The following is a 19084-nucleotide window of genomic DNA, read 5'->3' on the forward strand; positions in this document are numbered from 1 at the left end:
ACGCTTTCAACCCATAAGCTCACTTATATATAACGATAATAATAAAACATTCCAATCAGGATAGAACTGTACAGTTGTACAGTATTTTGAGAATACTCAATGACAAATCAGCAGAAATCGTTATTCAGCAACTGCTGTTTAATGGCTTGGGCGGCAGCTTCCACGCGGGTGGCAACGCCCAGTTTGAGCAAAATCGCGCTGACGTGATAACGCGCGGTGGGTTGGGATATGTTTAATTTACCTGCAATTTCAGTGTTATTGAAACCTTGCACCAGCAAGCCAAGCACTTTGCGCTGCTGCGCACTCAACTTGGCATCGGTATTACTGGAAGCCGATTTTTCCACTGCCAGTGCCTTGGCAATGACAGGGGAAAGTACCGTTTCACCAGCATGAACCGAGTGGATAGCCTGTTCCATGTCTTCGGCGGAGATATTTTTCAGGAGATAACCGTTGGCTTTTGCTTGCAGCATCTGCGTGACCAGTGCCATATCCTGAAACATGCTGAGTGCAATCACCCTGATCTGCGGGCAACATTGGCGGATGGCTTGGGTCGCGGCAATACCGCCCATGCCTTCCATTTTCACATCCATTAACACCACGTCAGGCTGAAGTTGTTGGCACAAGCACAAAGCTTCTTCGCCACTGTCGGCTTCTGCAACCACCACGATACCCGGAAAGAACGCAATAACATGCCGCAGTCCTTTACGCACGACCATGTGGTCATCCACCACAAGTACCCTAATCGCTTTATTCACTTTATTCGGCATCTGCCTTGTTCCAAATCAGTGTAATGGTTGTTCCGTGGTCAGGTTGCGCCTCGATTTCCAGTGATGCGCCAATGTTTGCGGCTCGCTCCCGCATAATATCCAGACCTAAATGCCCCGCCAGCACCCGGTTTGTATGAAAACCGCAGCCGTCGTCGCTGATGGTGAGTATAGCTTGCGTCGGCATTCCTTCAAAATACAGACTGACCTGCGTTGCCTTGGCGTGTTTGCTGATGTTATTGAGACTTTCCTGGGCAATGCGGTAAAACGTGGTTTGCACCTCTGGGGGCAAAATGCAGTCCTGCTCAATCTCCAACTTGACCGCCAACGGGGTATGTACGCCGACGCAGGTGCTTAACTGGCGCACCAGTTCACCAAACGGCTTGTCAATCAGGGCAGATGGGCGCAGTTCCAATAATAAAATACGCATCTCCACCAAGGCATTCTGGTTAAGCTGGCGCAGTTCATCCAGCACTTGCTGCCCTTGTTGCGAGTTGCGTTGCCAGACCAGCGGCAAGGTTTCCGCCATCAAACTGGCAGAAAACAAGGTTTGGCTCACGGCATCGTGCAACTCACGTGACAGGCGGTTGCGTTCCTCCAGACGGGCATTTTCAGCGGCGTAACTTGCCACTTCAGCGGTACGTTCCGCTACCCGCTCTTCCAGATGCAACACCAGATTGTGCTGTACTGCCGCCATTTCGTTGAAAGATTGGGTCAGAAAACCAATTTCATCGCGGTATGACACCTTAATTGCGGTGGTGAGGTCACCCGCCTGAATGTCCCGCACACCACGGATCATGGCTTGCAGGGGGCGATTCAAGCTGACATGGAAGAAGCGCGGAAAAATGAGCAGAATCGCAAGGGTAGAAACAAGGATGAAAACCGCTATCGGCTGATAAATACGATTCGGATCAGCATCCGTGTAAACCGAACTCATGATCCACGAAATGCCCGACAGGATCGACAGCACCACCGCCAAGGTGATCCCCACCAGCTTGAATTGGAATGAAGAATATTCCGGGGTATGGTTAATGTATACCAGCGTAAAAGCGACGTAGGTGAGCAAGGTCAGCCAGCAGTTCATCAACTCGGCTAGGCTCCAGTCGATCCAACCAAAACCACGCACGATCAGCACAATCCCGATAGCAGCGGGCAGCACGGTCACATAGAAAAATGCCCGCAGCGCAGCCGCCTGCTTTTCCAGCCTAATGGAAGGGATGAGTAACGCCTGAAGCGCCAGCCACACAGCGTTGTATCGACGGCTATGCTGTTCCTGAGCCAGCGCATCCACCAGTCGAAACAACAAGATGGCGTGTACGGCAAAAAAGCCCAAGGGAAAGGGAATGCTCAACCAATGATCTCTATATTCCACAATGCCTTGGCTCAGCAGCGCGATACGCTGAATAGCAACGAAACTTTCAACGCCAATAATAAGGCAAATGCTCACCAGCATCGTGGCTTCGACCCACCATTTTGGGCTGGATTGGCGTTGAAAATAGAACGCAAACAGTAAAAAACCTGACATCGCCAACGCGCCAAACACGCTAACAAACGGCAGTGCGAATTCCGCATAGTCGGGGTGAAGTGCAATACCGAGAAATTGCAGCAGCGTGCCGCAAGTTGCCGAGGCAAAGGTCAGCAATAAGAAAAACGCTATTTTAACATTGACTTGCGTTCGCAGCGCATTTGCCAAGCGCACTGCAAAATAGCCAGTCAACAGCGATACCATTAGCAATTCGATGAAAAAATTGATGGCGAGAGGAGTCCAGAACAGTTGCACTTCGGTTTACCGAGTTCAATGGTGATGACCGATGTTAGCGCATAAAAAAAGCCCCGACCAGCGAGGCTTTTTCTTTATCTTCCTCCCTTCACCCCTTGCGGGGGAAGGGTCGGGGATGGGGGGAACTCTTTCTCTTACCCCGCCACTACCGGAATCGGCACAAGCTTCTGCGCCGCCTTCTGGTAATGCTCCATCTTATCGAAGTTCAGGTAACGGTAAATGTCACCTGACATGCTGTCGATCTTCTTCGCGTATTCCATGTACTCTTCAACCGTAGGCAGTTTACCCATGATTGCCGCCACAGAAGCCAGTTCCGCAGAAGCCAGGAACACATCCGCGCCAGTACCCAAACGGTTCGGGAAGTTACGGGTAGAAGTAGACACAGCAGTGGAGTTTTCAGCGATACGCGCCTGATTCCCCATGCACAGTGAGCAACCCGGCATTTCCATACGCGCACCGGCACGACCGAAAATGTTGTAGTAACCTTCGTCACTCAACTGGGAAGCATCCATCTTCGTCGGTGGCGTGATCCACATGCGCGTTGGGATTTGCTTGCTGGTAGCATCCAACAACTTACCTGCGGCACGGAAGTGACCGATATTGGTCATGCAAGAACCGATGAAGACTTCATCAATCTTGCGGCCTGCAACTTCAGACAACAGACGTGCATCATCTGGGTCATTCGGTGCGCACAGGATAGGCTCTTTGATCTCATCCATGTTGATTTCGATCACAGCCGAGTATTCCGCATCAGCGTCAGCACGCATCAGGCTTGGGTTAGCCAACCATGCTTCCATGCCTTTGATACGGCGCTCGATAGTACGTGGATCGCCGTAACCTTCCACCAACATCCACTGCAACATCACGATGTTAGAACGCAGGTATTCAGCAACCGATGCTTCAGACAACGCAACCGTACAGCCAGCAGCAGAACGTTCAGCAGAAGCGTCAGACAGTTCAAAGGCTTGTTCGACCGTCAGGTGATCCAGACCTTCGATTTCCAGCACAGTACCGTTGAAGACGTTCTTCTTACCTTTCTTTTCCACTGTCAGCAGACCCATTTGGATCGCTTTGTGTGGAATGGAATGCACGAGGTCACGCAGGGTGATACCCGGTTGCATTGTGCCCGTGAAACGTACCAGTACAGATTCCGGCATATCCAAAGGCATAACGCCCGTCGCCGCCGCAAACGCCACCAAACCAGAACCCGCCGGGAAGGAAATACCAATCGGGAAACGGGTATGCGAGTCACCACCAGTACCAACGGTATCCGGCAACAACATGCGGTTCAACCATGAGTGGATTACACCATCGCCCGGACGCAGGGAAACACCGCCACGGGTCATGATGAAATCAGGCAGCGTGTGGTGAGTGGTTACGTCAACTGGTTTAGGGTAAGCAGCGGTATGGCAGAAAGACTGCATAACCAAGTCAGCCGAGAAGCCCAAGCAAGCCAAGTCTTTCAGCTCGTCGCGGGTCATCGGGCCAGTGGTATCTTGTGAACCTACCGTGGTCATTTTCGGTTCGCAGTACATGCCGGGGCGTACACCCGTCATGCCACAAGCCTTACCGACCATTTTCTGTGCCAGTGTGAAGCCTTTACCCGTGTCAGCAGGTTGCTCAGGAGTGCGGAACAGGTCAACTGGCGGCAGACCCAGTGATTCACGCGCTTTCGCGGTCAAACCACGCCCGATGATCAGGTTGATACGACCACCCGCACGGGCTTCGTCCAACAACACTTGGGTTTTCAGGCCGAAAGTGGAGATGACTTCATCCGTACCGTGACGCTTGGCAACGCCTTCATACGGATAAACGTCAACCACGTCGCCCATGTTCATTTGGGCAACATCCATTTCGATTGGCAGTGAACCGGAATCTTCCATCGTATTGAAGAAGATTGGTGCAATTTTGCTACCGAAGCAGTAACCGCCCACACGCTTGTTAGGAATCCCCGGCATGTCATCGCCAAAGAACCACAGCACAGAGTTGGTTGCTGATTTACGTGAAGAACCTGTACCAACAACGTCACCAACGTAAGCAACCGGGAAACCTTTCGCTTTCATGGCTTCGATTTGCTTCAGCGGGCCTACGCTGCCTTGAACTTCTGGCTCGATACCGTCGCGTGCCATTTTCAGCATCGCGTTGGCATGGAGTGGGATGTCAGGGCGTGACCACGCATCTGGCGCAGGAGACAAGTCGTCAGTGTTGGTTTCACCGGGAACTTTGAAGACCGTAACGGTGATTTTCTCAGCCACTTCTGGCTTGGAAGTAAACCACTCGCCCGCTGCCCAAGAAGCCATAACTTGCTTCGCTGCTGCGTTGCCTGCTTTGGCTTTTTCTTCCACATCGTGGAACGCATCAAACATCAGCAAAGTATGTGACAAAGCAGTAGCGGCTGCCGCTGCGGTCACGTCGCTATCCAATGCAGCAATCAACGGTTGTACATTGTAGCCACCCAGCATCATGCCCAGCACTTCGACAGCGCGGACTTGGCTCACTAGACCACAGCTCACGTCACCTTTAGCAACCGCAGCGAGGAAACCGGCTTTCACATAAGCGGCTTCGTCCACACCAGCGGGAACGCGGTTTTCCAACAGGTCAACCAGAAACGCTTCTTCACCCGCCGGAGGATTTTTCAGCAATTCAACCAGTGCAGCCGTTTGTGCAGCATCCAATGGCTTGGGTGGGACGCCTTGGGCGGCGCGTTCTTCAACGTGTTTGCGGTACGCTTCCAACATTCAAATGATCTCCTCAAAACAAAATCTTAACGCTTTTCTACCGGCACATAATCGCGTGCTGCTGACCCCATGTACAACTGACGCGGGCGACCGATGCGGGATGATTCATCACCCATCATTTCATCCCATTGCGAAATCCAGCCGATGGTACGTGCCAGCGCGAACATAACCGTAAACATACTGACCGGAATCCCCATGCTCAGGAAGATGACGCCGGAGTAGAAGTCCACGTTAGGATACAGGTTACGCGCTTTGAAATATTCATCATTCAACGCCACCTGTTCCAGTTCGCGGGCAATCGCAAACAACTTCTGGTTCGGGTCATTAGCAGGCAAGCGATCCAGAATCTCATTCGCCAGCTTGCGGATGATCTTAGCGCGTGGGTCGTAATTTTTATACACACGATGCCCAAAGCCCATCAAACGGAAACGGTCATTCTTGTCTTTGGCACGGTCAACCCAATGCGACAATGGCAGGCCAGACTTTTCGATTTCACGCAGCATGGTAATCACAGCTTCGTTTGCCCCACCGTGTGCAGGCCCCCACAGGGATGCAATCCCCGCTGCCACCGCTGCAAACGGGTTAGCTTCGGATGAACCCGCCAAACGCACTGTTGATGTAGACGCATTCTGTTCATGGTCAGCGTGCAGGATCAGGATGACTTCCAACGCCTTGGCATGGAGCGGGTCAATCTGGTAAGGCTCAGTCGGTACGGAGAACATCAAATGCAGGAAATCTTCCGCATACGACAAGTCATTGCGTGGGTACACAAACGGTAAGCCCACGGAATAACGGTAGCTCCACGCCGCGATGGTCGGCATTTTCGCAATCAAACGGTGCGCAGAACGTTGGCGCTGTTCCGGGTCGTGGATATTCATGTCATCGTGGTAGAACGCCGACAGCGCCCCAACCACCCCGACCATGGTTGCCATCGGGTGCGCGTCACGGCGGAAACCCCGGTAGAAATACTGCACTTGGTCATGCAGCATGGTATGGCGGGTAATCATGTACTCGAAGTCAGCCATTTCCTTAGCAGTTGGCAGCGTCTTGTTCAACAGCAAGTAACATACTTCGAGGAAACTGCTGTGTTCCGCCAATTGTTCAATGGGATAACCCCGGTAGAGCAGCGTCCCTGCATCCCCATCCAGATAGGTAATTTCGCTGGAGCAACTGGCAGTTGACATAAAGCCGGGGTCATAGGTGAAATAACCCAATTCCTTGTACAGCTTGCGGATGTCGATCGTCTTTGCCCCGACGGTCGGTTCCAAGACATCCAGTTCAACCTGCTTACCCGTTGCATTATCAGTAATGGTTACAGTCTGTTTGGTCATGTTTCAATCCACTCTTACGGAAAGTCAATAAATCAATCAGGCGAGTTTGGCAAACGCAGCAGCAACACCTTGCCCCAATTCGGCTGGAGAACGCACGGTGATGACACCCGCTGCTTCTAATGCCGCAAACTTTTCATCTGCCGTGCCTTTACCACCTGCAATAATCGCACCAGCATGACCCATGCGCTTACCTTTCGGTGCAGTGACGCCTGCAATGTAGGAAACCACCGGCTTGCTGACATGACTTTTGATGAATTCAGCCGCTTCTTCTTCCGCAGAACCGCCGATTTCACCACACATCAGGATCACTTCGGTTTGCGGGTCAGCTTGGAACAACGTCAGCGCGTCAATGAAATTTGTGCCCGGAATTGGGTCGCCGCCGATACCGATACAGGTACTTTGGCCCCATTCCCACGTTTGCTTGACCGCTTCATAGGTCAACGTGCCAGAGCGGGAAATGATCCCCACTTTGCCCGCACGGTGGATATGACCCGGCATGATACCGATTTTGCACTCACCGGGGGTAATAATACCGGGGCAGTTAGGCCCAATCAGGCGCACGCCGAGGCTATCAACCACCATTTTCGCTTCCAGCATGTCCATGACGGGAATGCCTTCGGTGATGCACACAATCAGCTTGATGCCGGATTCTGCCGCTTCAATGATGGAATCTTTGCAGAAAGGCGCTGGCACGTAAATCACGCTAGCATCTGCACCCGTTTGCGCCACAGCGTCACGCACGGTGTTGAATACGGGCAAACCCAAGTGCTCGGAACCGCCTTTGCCCGGCGTGATACCGCCGACCATTTTCGTGCCGTAAGCAATCGCCTGTTCGGAATGGAACGTGCCTTGCTTGCCGGTGAAGCCTTGGCAGATGACTTTAGTGTCTTTGTTAATCAATACACTCATGCGGCTTCTCCTACAGCACTGACGATTTTAAGGGCAGCATCACCAAGGTCACTGGCGGCGATAACAGCCAAACCACTGTTGTTTAACAGTTCAACGCCTTTCTCGGCATTGTTACCTTCCAAACGCACCACCACAGGGACAGCCACATTTACTTCCTGTACCGCTTTGATAATGCCTTCCGCAATCAGGTCGCAGCGCACAATGCCGCCGAAGATATTGACCAGAATGCCTTTGACATTGGTATCGGAGAGGATGATTTTGAATGCCGCCGCGACGCGCTCAGCAGTGGCAGTGCCACCTACGTCGAGGAAGTTGGCAGGTTGCCCACCGGACAGCTTGATGATGTCCATCGTTGCCATTGCCAAGCCTGCGCCGTTGACCATGCAGCCGATGTTGCCTTCGAGGGAAACGTAGTTCAAATCCCATTCGGACGCTTCGATTTCGCGGGCATCTTCCTGTGACTTGTCACGCATCGCCACCAATTCAGGCTGGCGGTACAGGGCATTGCTGTCCACATTGATTTTACCGTCGAGGCATAACAGTTTGCCTTCAGCGGTGACGACTAGCGGGTTTATTTCAACCAGCGACAAGTCTTTTTCCACGAACATCTTGCCGAAGCCAGTCAGCAGCTTGGTGAACTGCTTGATTTGGTCTGCGTTCAAACCCAAGCCGAAACCGAGTTCACGCGCTTGGTAAGGCATAACACCGACCAGCGGGTTGATGGTGGCTTTGAGGATTTTTTCCGGGGTTTCGTGGGCAACCTTTTCGATTTCCATACCGCCTTCGGTGGAAGCCATGATCACCACACGGCGGGAAGAGCGGTCTACCACTGCGCCGAGGTACAATTCACGGGCGATGTTGCAGGTTTCTTCCACCAAAATGGTGTTGACGGGCTGACCGTGTTTGTCGGTCTGGTAAGTGACCAGATTTTTACCCAACAGGCTCGCTGCCACTTCGGCTGCCGCAGCCGGAGAATCAACCAGCTTGACACCACCGGCCTTGCCACGCCCACCGGCATGGACTTGCGCCTTGACCACCACTTTAGGGGTAGCAAGGGAAGCTGCCGCACTGGCTGCTTCTTCCGCCGTGGTTGCCACCTTACTGTTGGGGACTGGCAAACCGTACTGGCTGAATACGGCCTTGGCTTGATATTCGTGTAGATTCATCCTGCGTTCCTTTTATTTACGTTTCTTGCCAACCGCGTGCAGCGCACGGCCGTCGACCGCCAGCATCGCTTCGTGGACAGCTTCGGAAAGGCTTGGGTGGGCAAATACCATACGTGCCACATCTTCTGCCGAACATTCGGTTTCGATAGCGATAACCGCTTGACCCACCATTTCGGAAGCCAGCGGCCCGACCAGATGCACACCCAGAATCCGGTCAGTGGTGGCATCCGCCAACACTTTTACCATCCCGTCGGCCTGATCCATCGCTTTGGCACGCCCGTTAGCGGCGAAGGGGAAGCTACCCACGTTGTAAGCAACACCCGCCGCTTTCAGGTCAGCTTCAGTTTTGCCTACCCATGCGATTTCTGGATGGGTGTAAATAACCCACGGAATCGCATCGTAATTAATGTGCGGTTTCTGCCCGACAATCTGCTCGGCAACAATCACGCCCTCTTCGGAGGCTTTGTGTGCCAGCATTGGGCCAACCACGCAGTCACCGATGGCATACACGCCGGGAACAGCGGTGCGCAAGTGGCTATCCACCACCACGCGCCCACGCTCATCCAATTGCACGCCGGAATCGTCAGCAAATGCGCCAGCCGTATTCGGCTTGCGCCCAACTGCCACGATCAAGCGCTCAACCACTACGGATTGTTCGCCCTTAGCGTCGTTGTAGGTAACGGTTACGCCGTCATCACTGGCTTCAACTTTCGCCACTTTAGAACTGAGGCGGATGTCCAGCCCTTGCTTTTTGAACTGGGTTTGCGCGGCTTTGGCAACGTCGCGGTCGGCTGAGCTAAGGAAATCATCCATCGCTTCCAGCACTACCACTTCCGCACCCAAGCGACGCCATACGCTGCCCAGTTCCAAACCGATAACACCAGCACCGATTACACCGAGTTTGCTGGGGACGGTTTCCCAATCCAGCGCACCAGCAGAATCGACAATGCGGGTATCCAGCCATTTGGCAATCGGCAGTTCAATTGGAGTAGAACCGACCGCGACGATGATGTTGTCCGCGCTATAGGTGGTAATTGCGCTATCGTGTCCGGTCACTTGCACCTGTTTACCAGCCAACAGCTTGCCCCGGCCTTGCAGCCAAGTAATGCCATTCGCCTTAAACAGTTGCTCAATGCCACCAGTTAACTGGCTGACAATTTTATCTTTGCGGGCAATCATCTTCGCCACGTCGATTTGCAAACCGTCAACAGTAATACCGTGATCGGCATTATGATGGGCAATTTCTTCGTAACGTTCGGAGCTTTCCAGCAGTGCCTTGGAAGGGATACAGCCTACATTGAGGCAAGTACCGCCAAGGGCTGGCTTTTGCTGCTTGTTGATCCATTCTTCCACACACGCGGTTTTCAGGCCGAGTTGGGCGCAACGGATCGCGGCAACATAACCACCGGGGCCTGCCCCGATGACGATGACATCATACTTTTCAGACATGGCGTGTTACCTCACACATCCAGAACCAAGCGAACTGGGTTTTCGACCAATTCCTTGATGGTTTTAAGGAAAGTAACCGCACCTTGACCATCGACAATACGGTGGTCGTAAGACAGCGCCACATACATCATGGGGCGGATGACGATCTGATCATTAACAACGACAGGGCGCTTCTGGATCGAGTGCATCCCCAGGATCGCGCTTTGAGGAGGGTTTAGAATTGGGGTTGATAGCAACGACCCAAAAACGCCCCCGTTGGTTATAGTGAACGTGCCACCAGACAAGTCATTCATATCCAGCTTACCTTCACGGGCTTTGGCAGCGTAACCGGCGATACCGGATTCGATGTCAGCAAGACCCATATTTTCAGTATTACGCAGGATCGGAACGACGAGTCCGCGATCAGATGAAACGGCAATACCGATGTCGCAGTAGCCGTGGTAAACAACATCATTGCCATCAATTGAGGCATTGATTTCAGGGAAACGTTGCAGCGCAACAGCGGCTGCTTTGACGAACAGGGACATCAAGCCCAGTTTCGCTTTGTGTTTTTTCTCGAATGCGTCTTTGTATTCGCTGCGCATATCCATCAACGGCTTCATGTCGACTTCGTTGAAAGTGGTCAGCATGGCGGTAGATTGCTTGGCGTACATCAGGCGTTCGGCAATGCGGGCGCGGAGGCGGGTCATCGGGACGCGCTGTTCCATGCGGGAGCCGGAAGCGGTAACAGTAACGGTTGGTGCAGGTGCTGCGACAGGTGCTGGTGCAGCAGCCGGTTGCGGTGCGGTGGCAGGTTGCGGTGCGGTGGCAGGTTGCGGTGCGGTGGCAGGTTTGGCGGCAACAGCAGCTTGAACGTCTTCTTTCAGGATGCGGCCTTGTTTGCCGGAACCCTCCACGTCGCTGGCTGACAGTTCATTTTCTGCCATCAACTTGCGTACTGCTGGAGCGGTTTGGGCGTCTGTACTGGCTGCGGCGGCAGGGGCTTCAACAGCAGCGGCTTGCGGCGCAGGGGCGGCGGCAACAGCGCCAGCCGTGAGGCGACCCAGCAATTGGCTACTGATGACGGTTGCACCAGCCACTTCGATAATTTCGGTCAGGACACCATCCATCGGTGCGGGAACTTCCAGAACAACCTTGTCGGTTTCAATTTCAACCAACACTTCGTCTTGCTTGACCGCATCGCCAACTTTCTTGCTCCATGCGACTACGGTAGCATCGGCAACGGACTCCGGCAGTACGGGGGTCAGAATCTCACTACTCATTGTATACACATCCTCGATTGTATTATTTGAAACCGCGCCAAGGCGCTTTAGATTTTTGGTTTTCTGGATTGTCGACATTATATGCCAGAATTCACGTAATTAAAACAGTTTGATGCCGTTATTGTCGACATTATACGGCTTCTGCTAACCTCACCTGTTGATAGTCGTCGCCTTGCATTTCATTCAGGCGGCTCAGTGCACGCTGGAATTCAAAGTGCAACTTCTGCCCTTGATAGAGGTTTTCCAGCGAAATGGTGGTGGAAAAGATGAATTGCACCTGACGGTCATACAACTCGTCGATCAAGTTAAGGAAACGGCGGGCGGCAGCCTCATGGTCTTCCGTCAGGACATGCAGACCAGACAACACAATATAATCAAAACGCTCTGCCAGTTCTATATAGTCACGGGTTGAACGGGCGGTTTCGCACAAGGTTTTAAAATCAAACCAAACACTGTTGTCAGCGACCCGGTGGGTTGGCAGGATGCGCCCTTGCACTTCAATGTCCTGCCCAATGTGGATTTCACCAATAGCCAATTCAGCGAAACACTTTTCCAACTCGTGTTCCACCAAGATGGCATCGTCATCTTCCAAGAAACTGTCACCGCTGATTTTCTTCAACATGCGGTAGTCGATGTGGTTATCCAACTCAACGACATGCGTGTGTTTCTTCAACAAAGCAATCGCGGGCAGGAAACGTTCACGCTGCAAACCGTTCAAGTATAGGTCGCCCGGTACGCGGTTGGAGGTTGTTACCAGCGTAATACCATTTTTGAACATGGCATCCAATACGCCGTGCAACATCATGGCATCGACAATATCCATCACATGGAATTCGTCAATGCACAGTAGACGTACATCTTGCGCCAGTTTTTCCGCCAGAGCTTCCAGCGGGTTGCGCAGCATTGACAGTTTCTTCAATTCTTCGTGGATGAAGAACATGAAGTGGTGGTAATGCATCCGCCGCTTTTCTGCCAGCGGAATGCGCGAATAGAACATATCCATCAACCACGTCTTACCGCGCCCGACGCCACCCCAAAGGTAAGCGCCGCACACGGGTTCGACCACGTTACGCCGATTGGAGAAGACCGAAAACAAACCCCGCGCTGGCGCTTTTTCACGCGGCTTGAGCAATCCGTTCCAGACATCTTGCAAAACCTTGAGACCTTCCAGTTGGGCGGGATCCTGTTGGATCGAACCCTCCTTGATGGCATCGTGATAATGCTTCAACAATGGCATAACGCTTCCTTCTTTCATGGCTCAACAATCCCCAATGCAGAATTCACCAATTCCTGTTGCTGGATGCCGTGGACTTTCGCACTGCCCACCGCCGGGGATGCAGACGCCGGACGGCTTGACACATCCAAACGTGCTAACCCACCCAAGACTAAACGCAGCGATGGCTGGATGCTCAACCATGCGCCTTGGTTCAGCGGCTCTTCCTGACACCAGACGTTGACATCAACATTCGGGTAACGGTCAAGCATAGCGTTCATGTCCGCTTCGGGGAATGGGTACAACTGCTCAATACGCACGATGGCGACATGATTCAGCCCGGCTTTACGGCGGTTTTCCAACAAATCGTAATACACCTTGCCGCTGCACAATACCAAACGGGTCACTTTCAGTGGGTCAATGCCATCCACTTCATCAATGATATTTTGGAAACCGCGTTCGGTCAGGTCTTCCAGCGTATTCACTGCCATTGGGTGGCGCAGTAAACTTTTCGGAGTCATCACAATCAGCGGCGTGCGGTAATCACGCAGCATTTGGCGGCGCAGCATGTGGAAAGCCTGAGCTGGCGTACTCGGCACACACACTTGCATGTTGTTCTGGGCGCACAGTTGCAAATAACGTTCCAAACGGGCGGAAGAGTGTTCCGGCCCCTGCCCTTCAAAGCCGTGTGGCAGCAACATCACCAGACCGCACAAGCGACCCCATTTCTGTTCGCCGGAACTGATGAACTGGTCGATAACCACTTGCGCACAGTTGGCGAAGTCACCGAATTGCGCTTCCCAAATGGTCAGGGTATTGGCTTCGGTAGTCGCGTAACCGTATTCAAAGCCCAGTACCGCCTCTTCCGAGAGCAGTGAGTCGATGACCACGAATGGCATTTGCGCTGGGGACAGGTTTTGCAAAGGAATGAAAGATTCCCCAGTTTCCTGCTCATGGAACACCGCATGGCGATGGAAGAACGTACCACGCCCGCAGTCTTCGCCCGACAAACGGATCGGGTAGCCTTCTTCAATCAAACTTGCGTAAGCCAGATTTTCGCAGAAGCCCCAATCCATCGCTTGTTCGCCAGCCGCCATTTTCTTGCGGTCGGCAACGATACGTGCCACGCGGGAATTGAGTTTGAAACCTTCTGGGTAAACCGTGAGTTTTTCACCCAAGTCACGCACAGTAGCTGCCTCGATGGTGGTATCGGTAGGCATATCCCATGTACCGCCAACGAAACGCTTCCACTTGACCGGATGCGGGTTTTCCACTTGGCCTTTTTCCAGCAAATGCGGCACGGTTGGCGCACCTTCGGTCAATTGCTGACGGCAGCGTTGCACCCGTGCTTGTGCTTCTTCTTCACTGATTACGCTTTGTGCAACCAATTGCTGCGCGTAACGTTCGCGGGTAGTTGGCATCGCACGGATTTTACGGTACATCACCGGCTGGGTGGCAGACGGCTCATCCGCTTCGTTATGACCGTGGCGGCGGTAGCACACCAAGTCAATCACCACGTCTTTGTCGAACTTGGCGCGGAAATCGAAGGCAATTTGCGTCACCATCACCACCGCTTCAGGGTCATCACCGTTGACGTGGAAGACTGGGGAATCAACCATCTTGGCAATGTCAGTGCAATAGAACGTGGAACGCGCATCCGCCGCCGCACTGGTGGTGAAACCGACTTGGTTGTTGATGACAATATGGATAGTGCCGCTGGTACGATAACCACGGGTTTCTGCCATTTGCAGCATTTCCATGTTAACGCCCTGCCCGGCAAACGCCGCATCACCGTGCAACACAACCGGGATAATCTTATCACCGCCTGCGTCGTCCCAACGGTCTTGCCGCGCCCGTACTGCACCTTGCACTACAGGGCCAACGATTTCCAGATGTGAGGGGTTGAATGCCATTGCCACATGCACCGCACCACCCGGTGTTTGCATGTCAGAGGCGTAACCCATGTGGTATTTCACGTCGCCCGTGCGCCCGCTAAAAGAGTATTTGCCCTCGAACTCGCCGAATAACATGCCGGGGGCTTTGCCCAACACATTGACCAGCACGTTCAAACGCCCACGGTGCGCCATGCCAATCACCATCTCTTGCGCACCCAGTGTACCTGCGTGCTGGATCAGGCTATTGAGCATGGGGATCAGGCTTTCGCCACCTTCCAGCGAGAAACGTTTCTGCCCAACGTAATTGGTATGCAGGTACCGTTCCAACCCTTCCGCCGCAGTGAGACGATCAAGGATTTCAAGTTGCTCTTCTTTAGTGAATACTGGGGAAGAACGCACTGTTTCGATGCGCTGCTGAATCCAACGTTTCTGTTCGGTGCTGGTGGTATGCATGTATTGCACGCCGACATGCTGGCAGTAGGTTTTTTCCAACTGGGCAATGATTTCGCGCAAGCTCATCATATCCGGGGCAAACAAGGAGCCAGTATTAAACTGTGTATCCAGATCGCTGTCGCTGAGGGAGTGGTAGGCCAGCGTCAATTCCTTAACGAAGGCGGGGGCATTTTCATCCAGCGGATTGGTTTTAGCGTGGAAATGCCCCAAGAAACGGTAGGCATTGATCAACTGCAAGACTTTAACTTGCTTGCGCTCGTGTTCCATATCAATGGAGCCACCACTGGCGGCGGGCGCTGCGTATGCCTGCGGTTTGGCTGCATAGGCACGGAAATAATCTTTTACTACTGAGTGGCGGGTATCGCGCTCTTGCCCACCCACTGACGGCAAACCATCGAAATACTGCTGCCAGCTTGACGGGATCGAAGCTGGTTCCTGCAAGTACCGTTCGTACATCTCCTCCAGATACAGGACACTATTGCCATCCAATTGTGTATCTACATTACAGGCTACTGCCTGCGCTTCTCCTTTCTTCATCTTGTTGAACCTGCATTGATGGTAAATATCAAACACCCCTGGCTTGACGCAATGCAGCAAAATGGTGCATTGTCGACATCTTGATGTCACTTAGTGCATTGCAAGCCTGTTTTTCAAGCCAAATTCTGCCATTTCTTTGTTATAGTGTCGACATTATAACTTAAAAGTGTCAACAATGTCAGGATATTTCTCTTGAAAAACCGCCATTTCACGGTATTATTGTCAACATAACATACAAGATGTCGACAAAGTGAGGAGCACCATGGCGTTTTCAACAGCATGTAAATTGCAAGAACCCGTGACGATTGCAGACAAGTTGTTTCTTGATCTGCGCCGTTCCATTCTGGTAGGCGAAATCCCTGCTGGAAAGAAGATTAGCGAACCCGAACTGGCGACTGCTTACGGGGTGAGCCGAGGCTCATTACGGGAAGCGATTGGCAAATTGGAGAACTGTAACTTGGTGACGCGCAAGCCCAATATTGGTGCACGCATCATCGGCTTTTCCACCGCGCAGTTGATGGAAATTTACCAGATACGCGAGGCAATGGAGGGCATGGCTGCACGCTTGGCAGCCGAACACATAACCGCAGACGAGTTGGCGCACTTGCGGAAGATACTGGAGCGCCATCGGCAGGAAATCGCCCAACGTCAGGATAGCTCCCAGCAGGATGCTGACCTTGATTTCCACTTCTGCATTATTCAGGGCAGCAAGAATTCGCGCCTGATCCGCATGTTATGCCAAGATTTGTACGATCTGGTGCGGTTTTACCGCTTCCGGCTCAAATCCGGCTTCCATCGCAGTGAACAGGCATTTCAGGAACACAACCTGATCGTGTCAGCCATTGAGCGGCGCGACGGGGAAATGGCAGAGACTTTAATGCGCCACCACATCCGGGCCTCGCGGGATTATGCCCGCAATATGCTGGAAAACGTGCCGCAGGAAGAGAGTTAAGCCAAGCAACAGACCTTTCCACTAACGGGGACTATCCATGAAGCACACGAGCAACCGACCACTTTCACCGCATTTGCAGGTATACAAACCGCAGATCACCTCGGTTTTGTCGATCCTGCACCGAATTACTGGCGTAGCGCTAGCTGTCGGTACATTGCTGGTCGCGTATTGGCTAGCCGCCATTGCTGGAGGCGTGGAAACATTTGCCGCTGCCAATGCCATCCTCGGTTCTTTCCTTGGCAAAGTCGTGCTGTTCTTCTGGTCATGGGCATTGTTCTATCACTTAGCCAACGGCGTCCGCCACCTGTTGTGGGATGTTGGCTACGGCTTTGATTTACCGACAGTGTATCTGGGCGGAAAAATCACAGTCGGTGCATCCTTTGCCCTGACAATCCTCCTTTGGTTGATTGCTTAACCCCCCATTCAGAAGGAAATACACATGAGCATGTTGACACCTTTTAAACGCGCCAGCGGCCTTGGTACTACCAACGATGGGGTACACCACTGGTGGATGCAGCGCCTGACTGCTGTCGCATTAACCCCCCTTACCTTGTGGATGGTGTTTGCAGTTGCAGCCCATGCAGGGGATGATTACGCCAGCGTGGCAGCATGGTTTGCCCAACCAATGACCACCACGTTGCTGACACTGTTTGTTTTCACCACATTCCTTCACGCGGCGCAAGGTTTGACGGTCATCATTGAAGATTACCTGCATCATGAGGGGGCGAAATTCGCTGCCCTGATCGGGATGAAACTGGTACTGGTATTGCTGGGCGTCAGCAGCACCTTGAGCATTTTGCGTGTCGCTTTTGCAGGCTGAATTAGAGAGAGGCTGAATACACAATGTCCGAATACAAGATTGAACATCATACCTACGACGTAGTTGTCGTTGGTGCTGGCGGCGCGGGTTTGCGTGCCACTTTCGGGATGGCGGTGAAAGGTTTGTCCACAGCGTGCATTACCAAGGTTTTCCCTACCCGTAGCCATACCGTGGCGGCACAGGGCGGCATGTCCGCAGCCCTCGGCAACATGGGGCCAGATAAATGGCAATGGCACATGTACGACACCGTAAAAGGTTCCGACTGGCTGGGCGACCAAGATGCCATCGAATACATGTGCCGCGAAGCAGGCCCGGCAGTTATTGAACTGGAACATCAGGGCGTACCGTTTTCCCGCACTGAAGAAGGCCGTATTTACCAACGCCCCTTCGGCGGCATGACCACCGAATTCGGCAAAGGCATTGCCCACCGTACTTGCGCGGCGGCTGACCGTACTGGGCACGCGATTTTGCACACCCTGTACCAACAATCCTTGCGCCACAACGCGGTATTTTTCATCGAGCATTTCGCTACCGACCTGATCATGGACGAAAACGGCATTTGCCGTGGGGTCATGGCTTGGGATTTGGCGAACGGCATCCTGCGTTTGTTCCGCGCCCAGAAAGTGGTGCTGGCAACTGGCGGTTACGGTCGTGCGTACTTCTCCGCTACGTCTGCCCACACCTGTACCGGCGACGGTAACGGCATGGTGGCACGCGCTGGCTTGCCATTACAGGACATGGAGTTTACCCAATTCCACCCAACTGGCATTTACGGTTCGGGCTGCTTGATTACGGAAGGGGTGCGTGGTGAAGGTGGCTACCTGACCAATGCACAGGGCGAGCGTTTCATGGAACGTTACGCACCGAATGCCAAAGACCTTGCTTCCCGCGATGTCGTCAGCCGCGCCATGACTATCGAGATTAACGAAGGCCGGGGCGTGGGCAAGGATAAAGACCATATCCACCTGCACCTCGAACATCTAGGTTCTGATGTGATCCACGAACGTTTGCCGGGGATCGCCGAAAGTGCGCGTATCTTCGCTGGCGTGGACGTAACCAAAGAGCCGATCCCAGTATTGCCGACCGTGCATTACAACATGGGTGGCATCCCCACCAACTACCACGGCGAAGTCGTGACCCTGAAAAATGGCGAACCAGACACCGTTGTTCCCGGCCTGATGGCGATTGGCGAATGTGCCTGCGTCTCCGTCCACGGGGCAAACCGCTTGGGTTCCAACTCCCTGCTCGACATTGTGGTATTCGGTCGTGCGGCGGCTAACCGTTGCGCAGAAACCCTGACACCGGGTGCGGTACAGCAAGACCTGCCTGAGGCTGGCGTGCAAAAAGCGATGGATCGTTTCAAACGCATCCACCACGCTGACGGCAAACTGACAACCGCGCAAGTCCGCGATAACATGCAGCGCACCATGCAAAAGCACGCCGCCGTGTTCCGCACCGGCGAATCCATGAAAGAAGGCGTGGCGAAAATGAACGAGATTTACGCCAGCTTCAACGATGTTTCGGTGAAAGACCGCAGCTTGGTGTGGAACTCCGACCTGATGGAAACCTTTGAACTTGCCAACCTGTTGGATTGCGCCCAAACCTCCATCAACTGCGCCCTGAACCGTGAAGAAAGCCGTGGCGCACATGCCCGCGAAGACTTCCCAGACCGCAACGATGAAACCTGGATGAAGCACTCCATCGCGTGGCTGGACGAAGCAGGCAAAGTCGCTATCGACTACCGCCCCGTCCACACTTACACGCTGACGGATGAAATCGAATACATCGCACCGAAGAAACGGGTTTACTAAGGGA

At 53.2% G+C, this 19084-nt stretch carries 14 protein-coding genes; 4 read left to right on the top strand and 10 right to left on the bottom strand.

Annotation, left to right across the window (positions count from 1 at the left end; translation table 11 throughout):
* Positions 1 to 107: 107 nt before the first annotated feature.
* The 10 genes from PHE17_RS14655 to PHE17_RS14700 form a co-directional block, all read right to left on the bottom strand.
* On the bottom strand, positions 108 to 767 hold the full coding sequence (locus PHE17_RS14655; RefSeq protein ID WP_301016639.1) for a response regulator transcription factor: 660 nt from the start codon (positions 765 to 767) through the stop codon (positions 108 to 110).
* Positions 757 to 2544, bottom strand: a complete 1788-nt coding sequence (locus PHE17_RS14660; protein ID WP_301016640.1) for a sensor histidine kinase — start codon at positions 2542 to 2544, stop codon at positions 757 to 759. Before PHE17_RS14660 ends, PHE17_RS14655 begins: the two co-directional genes overlap by 11 nt.
* Positions 2545 to 2678: 134 nt before the next feature.
* The gene (acnB, locus tag PHE17_RS14665; protein WP_301016641.1) at positions 2679 to 5282 is read right to left on the bottom strand and encodes a bifunctional aconitate hydratase 2/2-methylisocitrate dehydratase; all 2604 of its coding nucleotides are present in this window, start codon (positions 5280 to 5282) and stop codon (positions 2679 to 2681) included.
* A gap of 26 nt (positions 5283 to 5308) precedes the next feature.
* Positions 5309 to 6613 carry a citrate synthase gene (locus PHE17_RS14670; protein WP_301016642.1) on the bottom strand — a complete coding sequence of 435 codons (1305 nt, stop codon included), beginning with the start codon at positions 6611 to 6613 and terminating at the stop codon, positions 5309 to 5311.
* A gap of 36 nt (positions 6614 to 6649) precedes the next feature.
* On the bottom strand, positions 6650 to 7522 hold the full coding sequence (gene sucD, locus PHE17_RS14675) for a succinate--CoA ligase subunit alpha (RefSeq protein ID WP_301016643.1): 873 nt from the start codon (positions 7520 to 7522) through the stop codon (positions 6650 to 6652).
* Positions 7519 to 8688 carry an ADP-forming succinate--CoA ligase subunit beta gene (gene sucC / locus PHE17_RS14680; protein WP_301016644.1) on the bottom strand — a complete coding sequence of 390 codons (1170 nt, stop codon included), beginning with the start codon at positions 8686 to 8688 and terminating at the stop codon, positions 7519 to 7521. The genes sucD and sucC overlap by 4 nt, the downstream gene beginning before the upstream one ends.
* A 12-nt stretch (positions 8689 to 8700) precedes the next feature.
* The gene (gene lpdA, locus PHE17_RS14685; protein ID WP_301016645.1) at positions 8701 to 10137 is read right to left on the bottom strand and encodes a dihydrolipoyl dehydrogenase; all 1437 of its coding nucleotides are present in this window, start codon (positions 10135 to 10137) and stop codon (positions 8701 to 8703) included.
* 11 nt (positions 10138 to 10148) lie between these two features.
* On the bottom strand, positions 10149 to 11399 hold the full coding sequence (gene odhB / locus PHE17_RS14690; protein WP_301016646.1) for a 2-oxoglutarate dehydrogenase complex dihydrolipoyllysine-residue succinyltransferase: 1251 nt from the start codon (positions 11397 to 11399) through the stop codon (positions 10149 to 10151).
* Between the two features lie 130 nt (positions 11400 to 11529).
* The gene (zapE, locus tag PHE17_RS14695) at positions 11530 to 12654 is read right to left on the bottom strand and encodes a cell division protein ZapE (RefSeq protein WP_301016647.1); all 1125 of its coding nucleotides are present in this window, start codon (positions 12652 to 12654) and stop codon (positions 11530 to 11532) included.
* Entirely contained in the window at positions 12651 to 15497 is a 2847-nt protein-coding gene (locus tag PHE17_RS14700) for a 2-oxoglutarate dehydrogenase E1 component (RefSeq protein WP_301016648.1), read from the bottom strand. Before PHE17_RS14700 ends, zapE begins: the two co-directional genes overlap by 4 nt.
* A gap of 262 nt (positions 15498 to 15759) precedes the next feature.
* Here PHE17_RS14700 and PHE17_RS14705 point away from each other — a divergent pair, with 262 nt between their 5' ends.
* Genes PHE17_RS14705 through sdhA form a run of 4 tightly spaced genes read left to right on the top strand, consistent with a single transcriptional unit; the run spans position 15760 to position 19080 of the window.
* A complete protein-coding gene (locus tag PHE17_RS14705) occupies positions 15760 to 16449 on the top strand; it encodes a GntR family transcriptional regulator (protein WP_301016649.1) in 690 nt (229 codons plus the stop codon).
* 37 nt (positions 16450 to 16486) lie between these two features.
* On the top strand, positions 16487 to 16864 hold the full coding sequence (gene sdhC / locus PHE17_RS14710; protein ID WP_301016650.1) for a succinate dehydrogenase, cytochrome b556 subunit: 378 nt from the start codon (positions 16487 to 16489) through the stop codon (positions 16862 to 16864).
* Between the two features lie 24 nt (positions 16865 to 16888).
* Entirely contained in the window at positions 16889 to 17269 is a 381-nt protein-coding gene (gene sdhD / locus PHE17_RS14715; protein ID WP_301016651.1) for a succinate dehydrogenase, hydrophobic membrane anchor protein, read from the top strand.
* A gap of 23 nt (positions 17270 to 17292) precedes the next feature.
* Positions 17293 to 19080 carry a succinate dehydrogenase flavoprotein subunit gene (sdhA, locus tag PHE17_RS14720; RefSeq protein WP_301016652.1) on the top strand — a complete coding sequence of 596 codons (1788 nt, stop codon included), beginning with the start codon at positions 17293 to 17295 and terminating at the stop codon, positions 19078 to 19080.
* The last annotated feature ends 4 nt before the right edge of the window (positions 19081 to 19084 follow it).

This window comes from Thiothrix sp., from assembly GCF_028714775.1.
Taxonomy (GTDB): Bacteria; Pseudomonadota; Gammaproteobacteria; order Thiotrichales; family Thiotrichaceae; genus Thiothrix.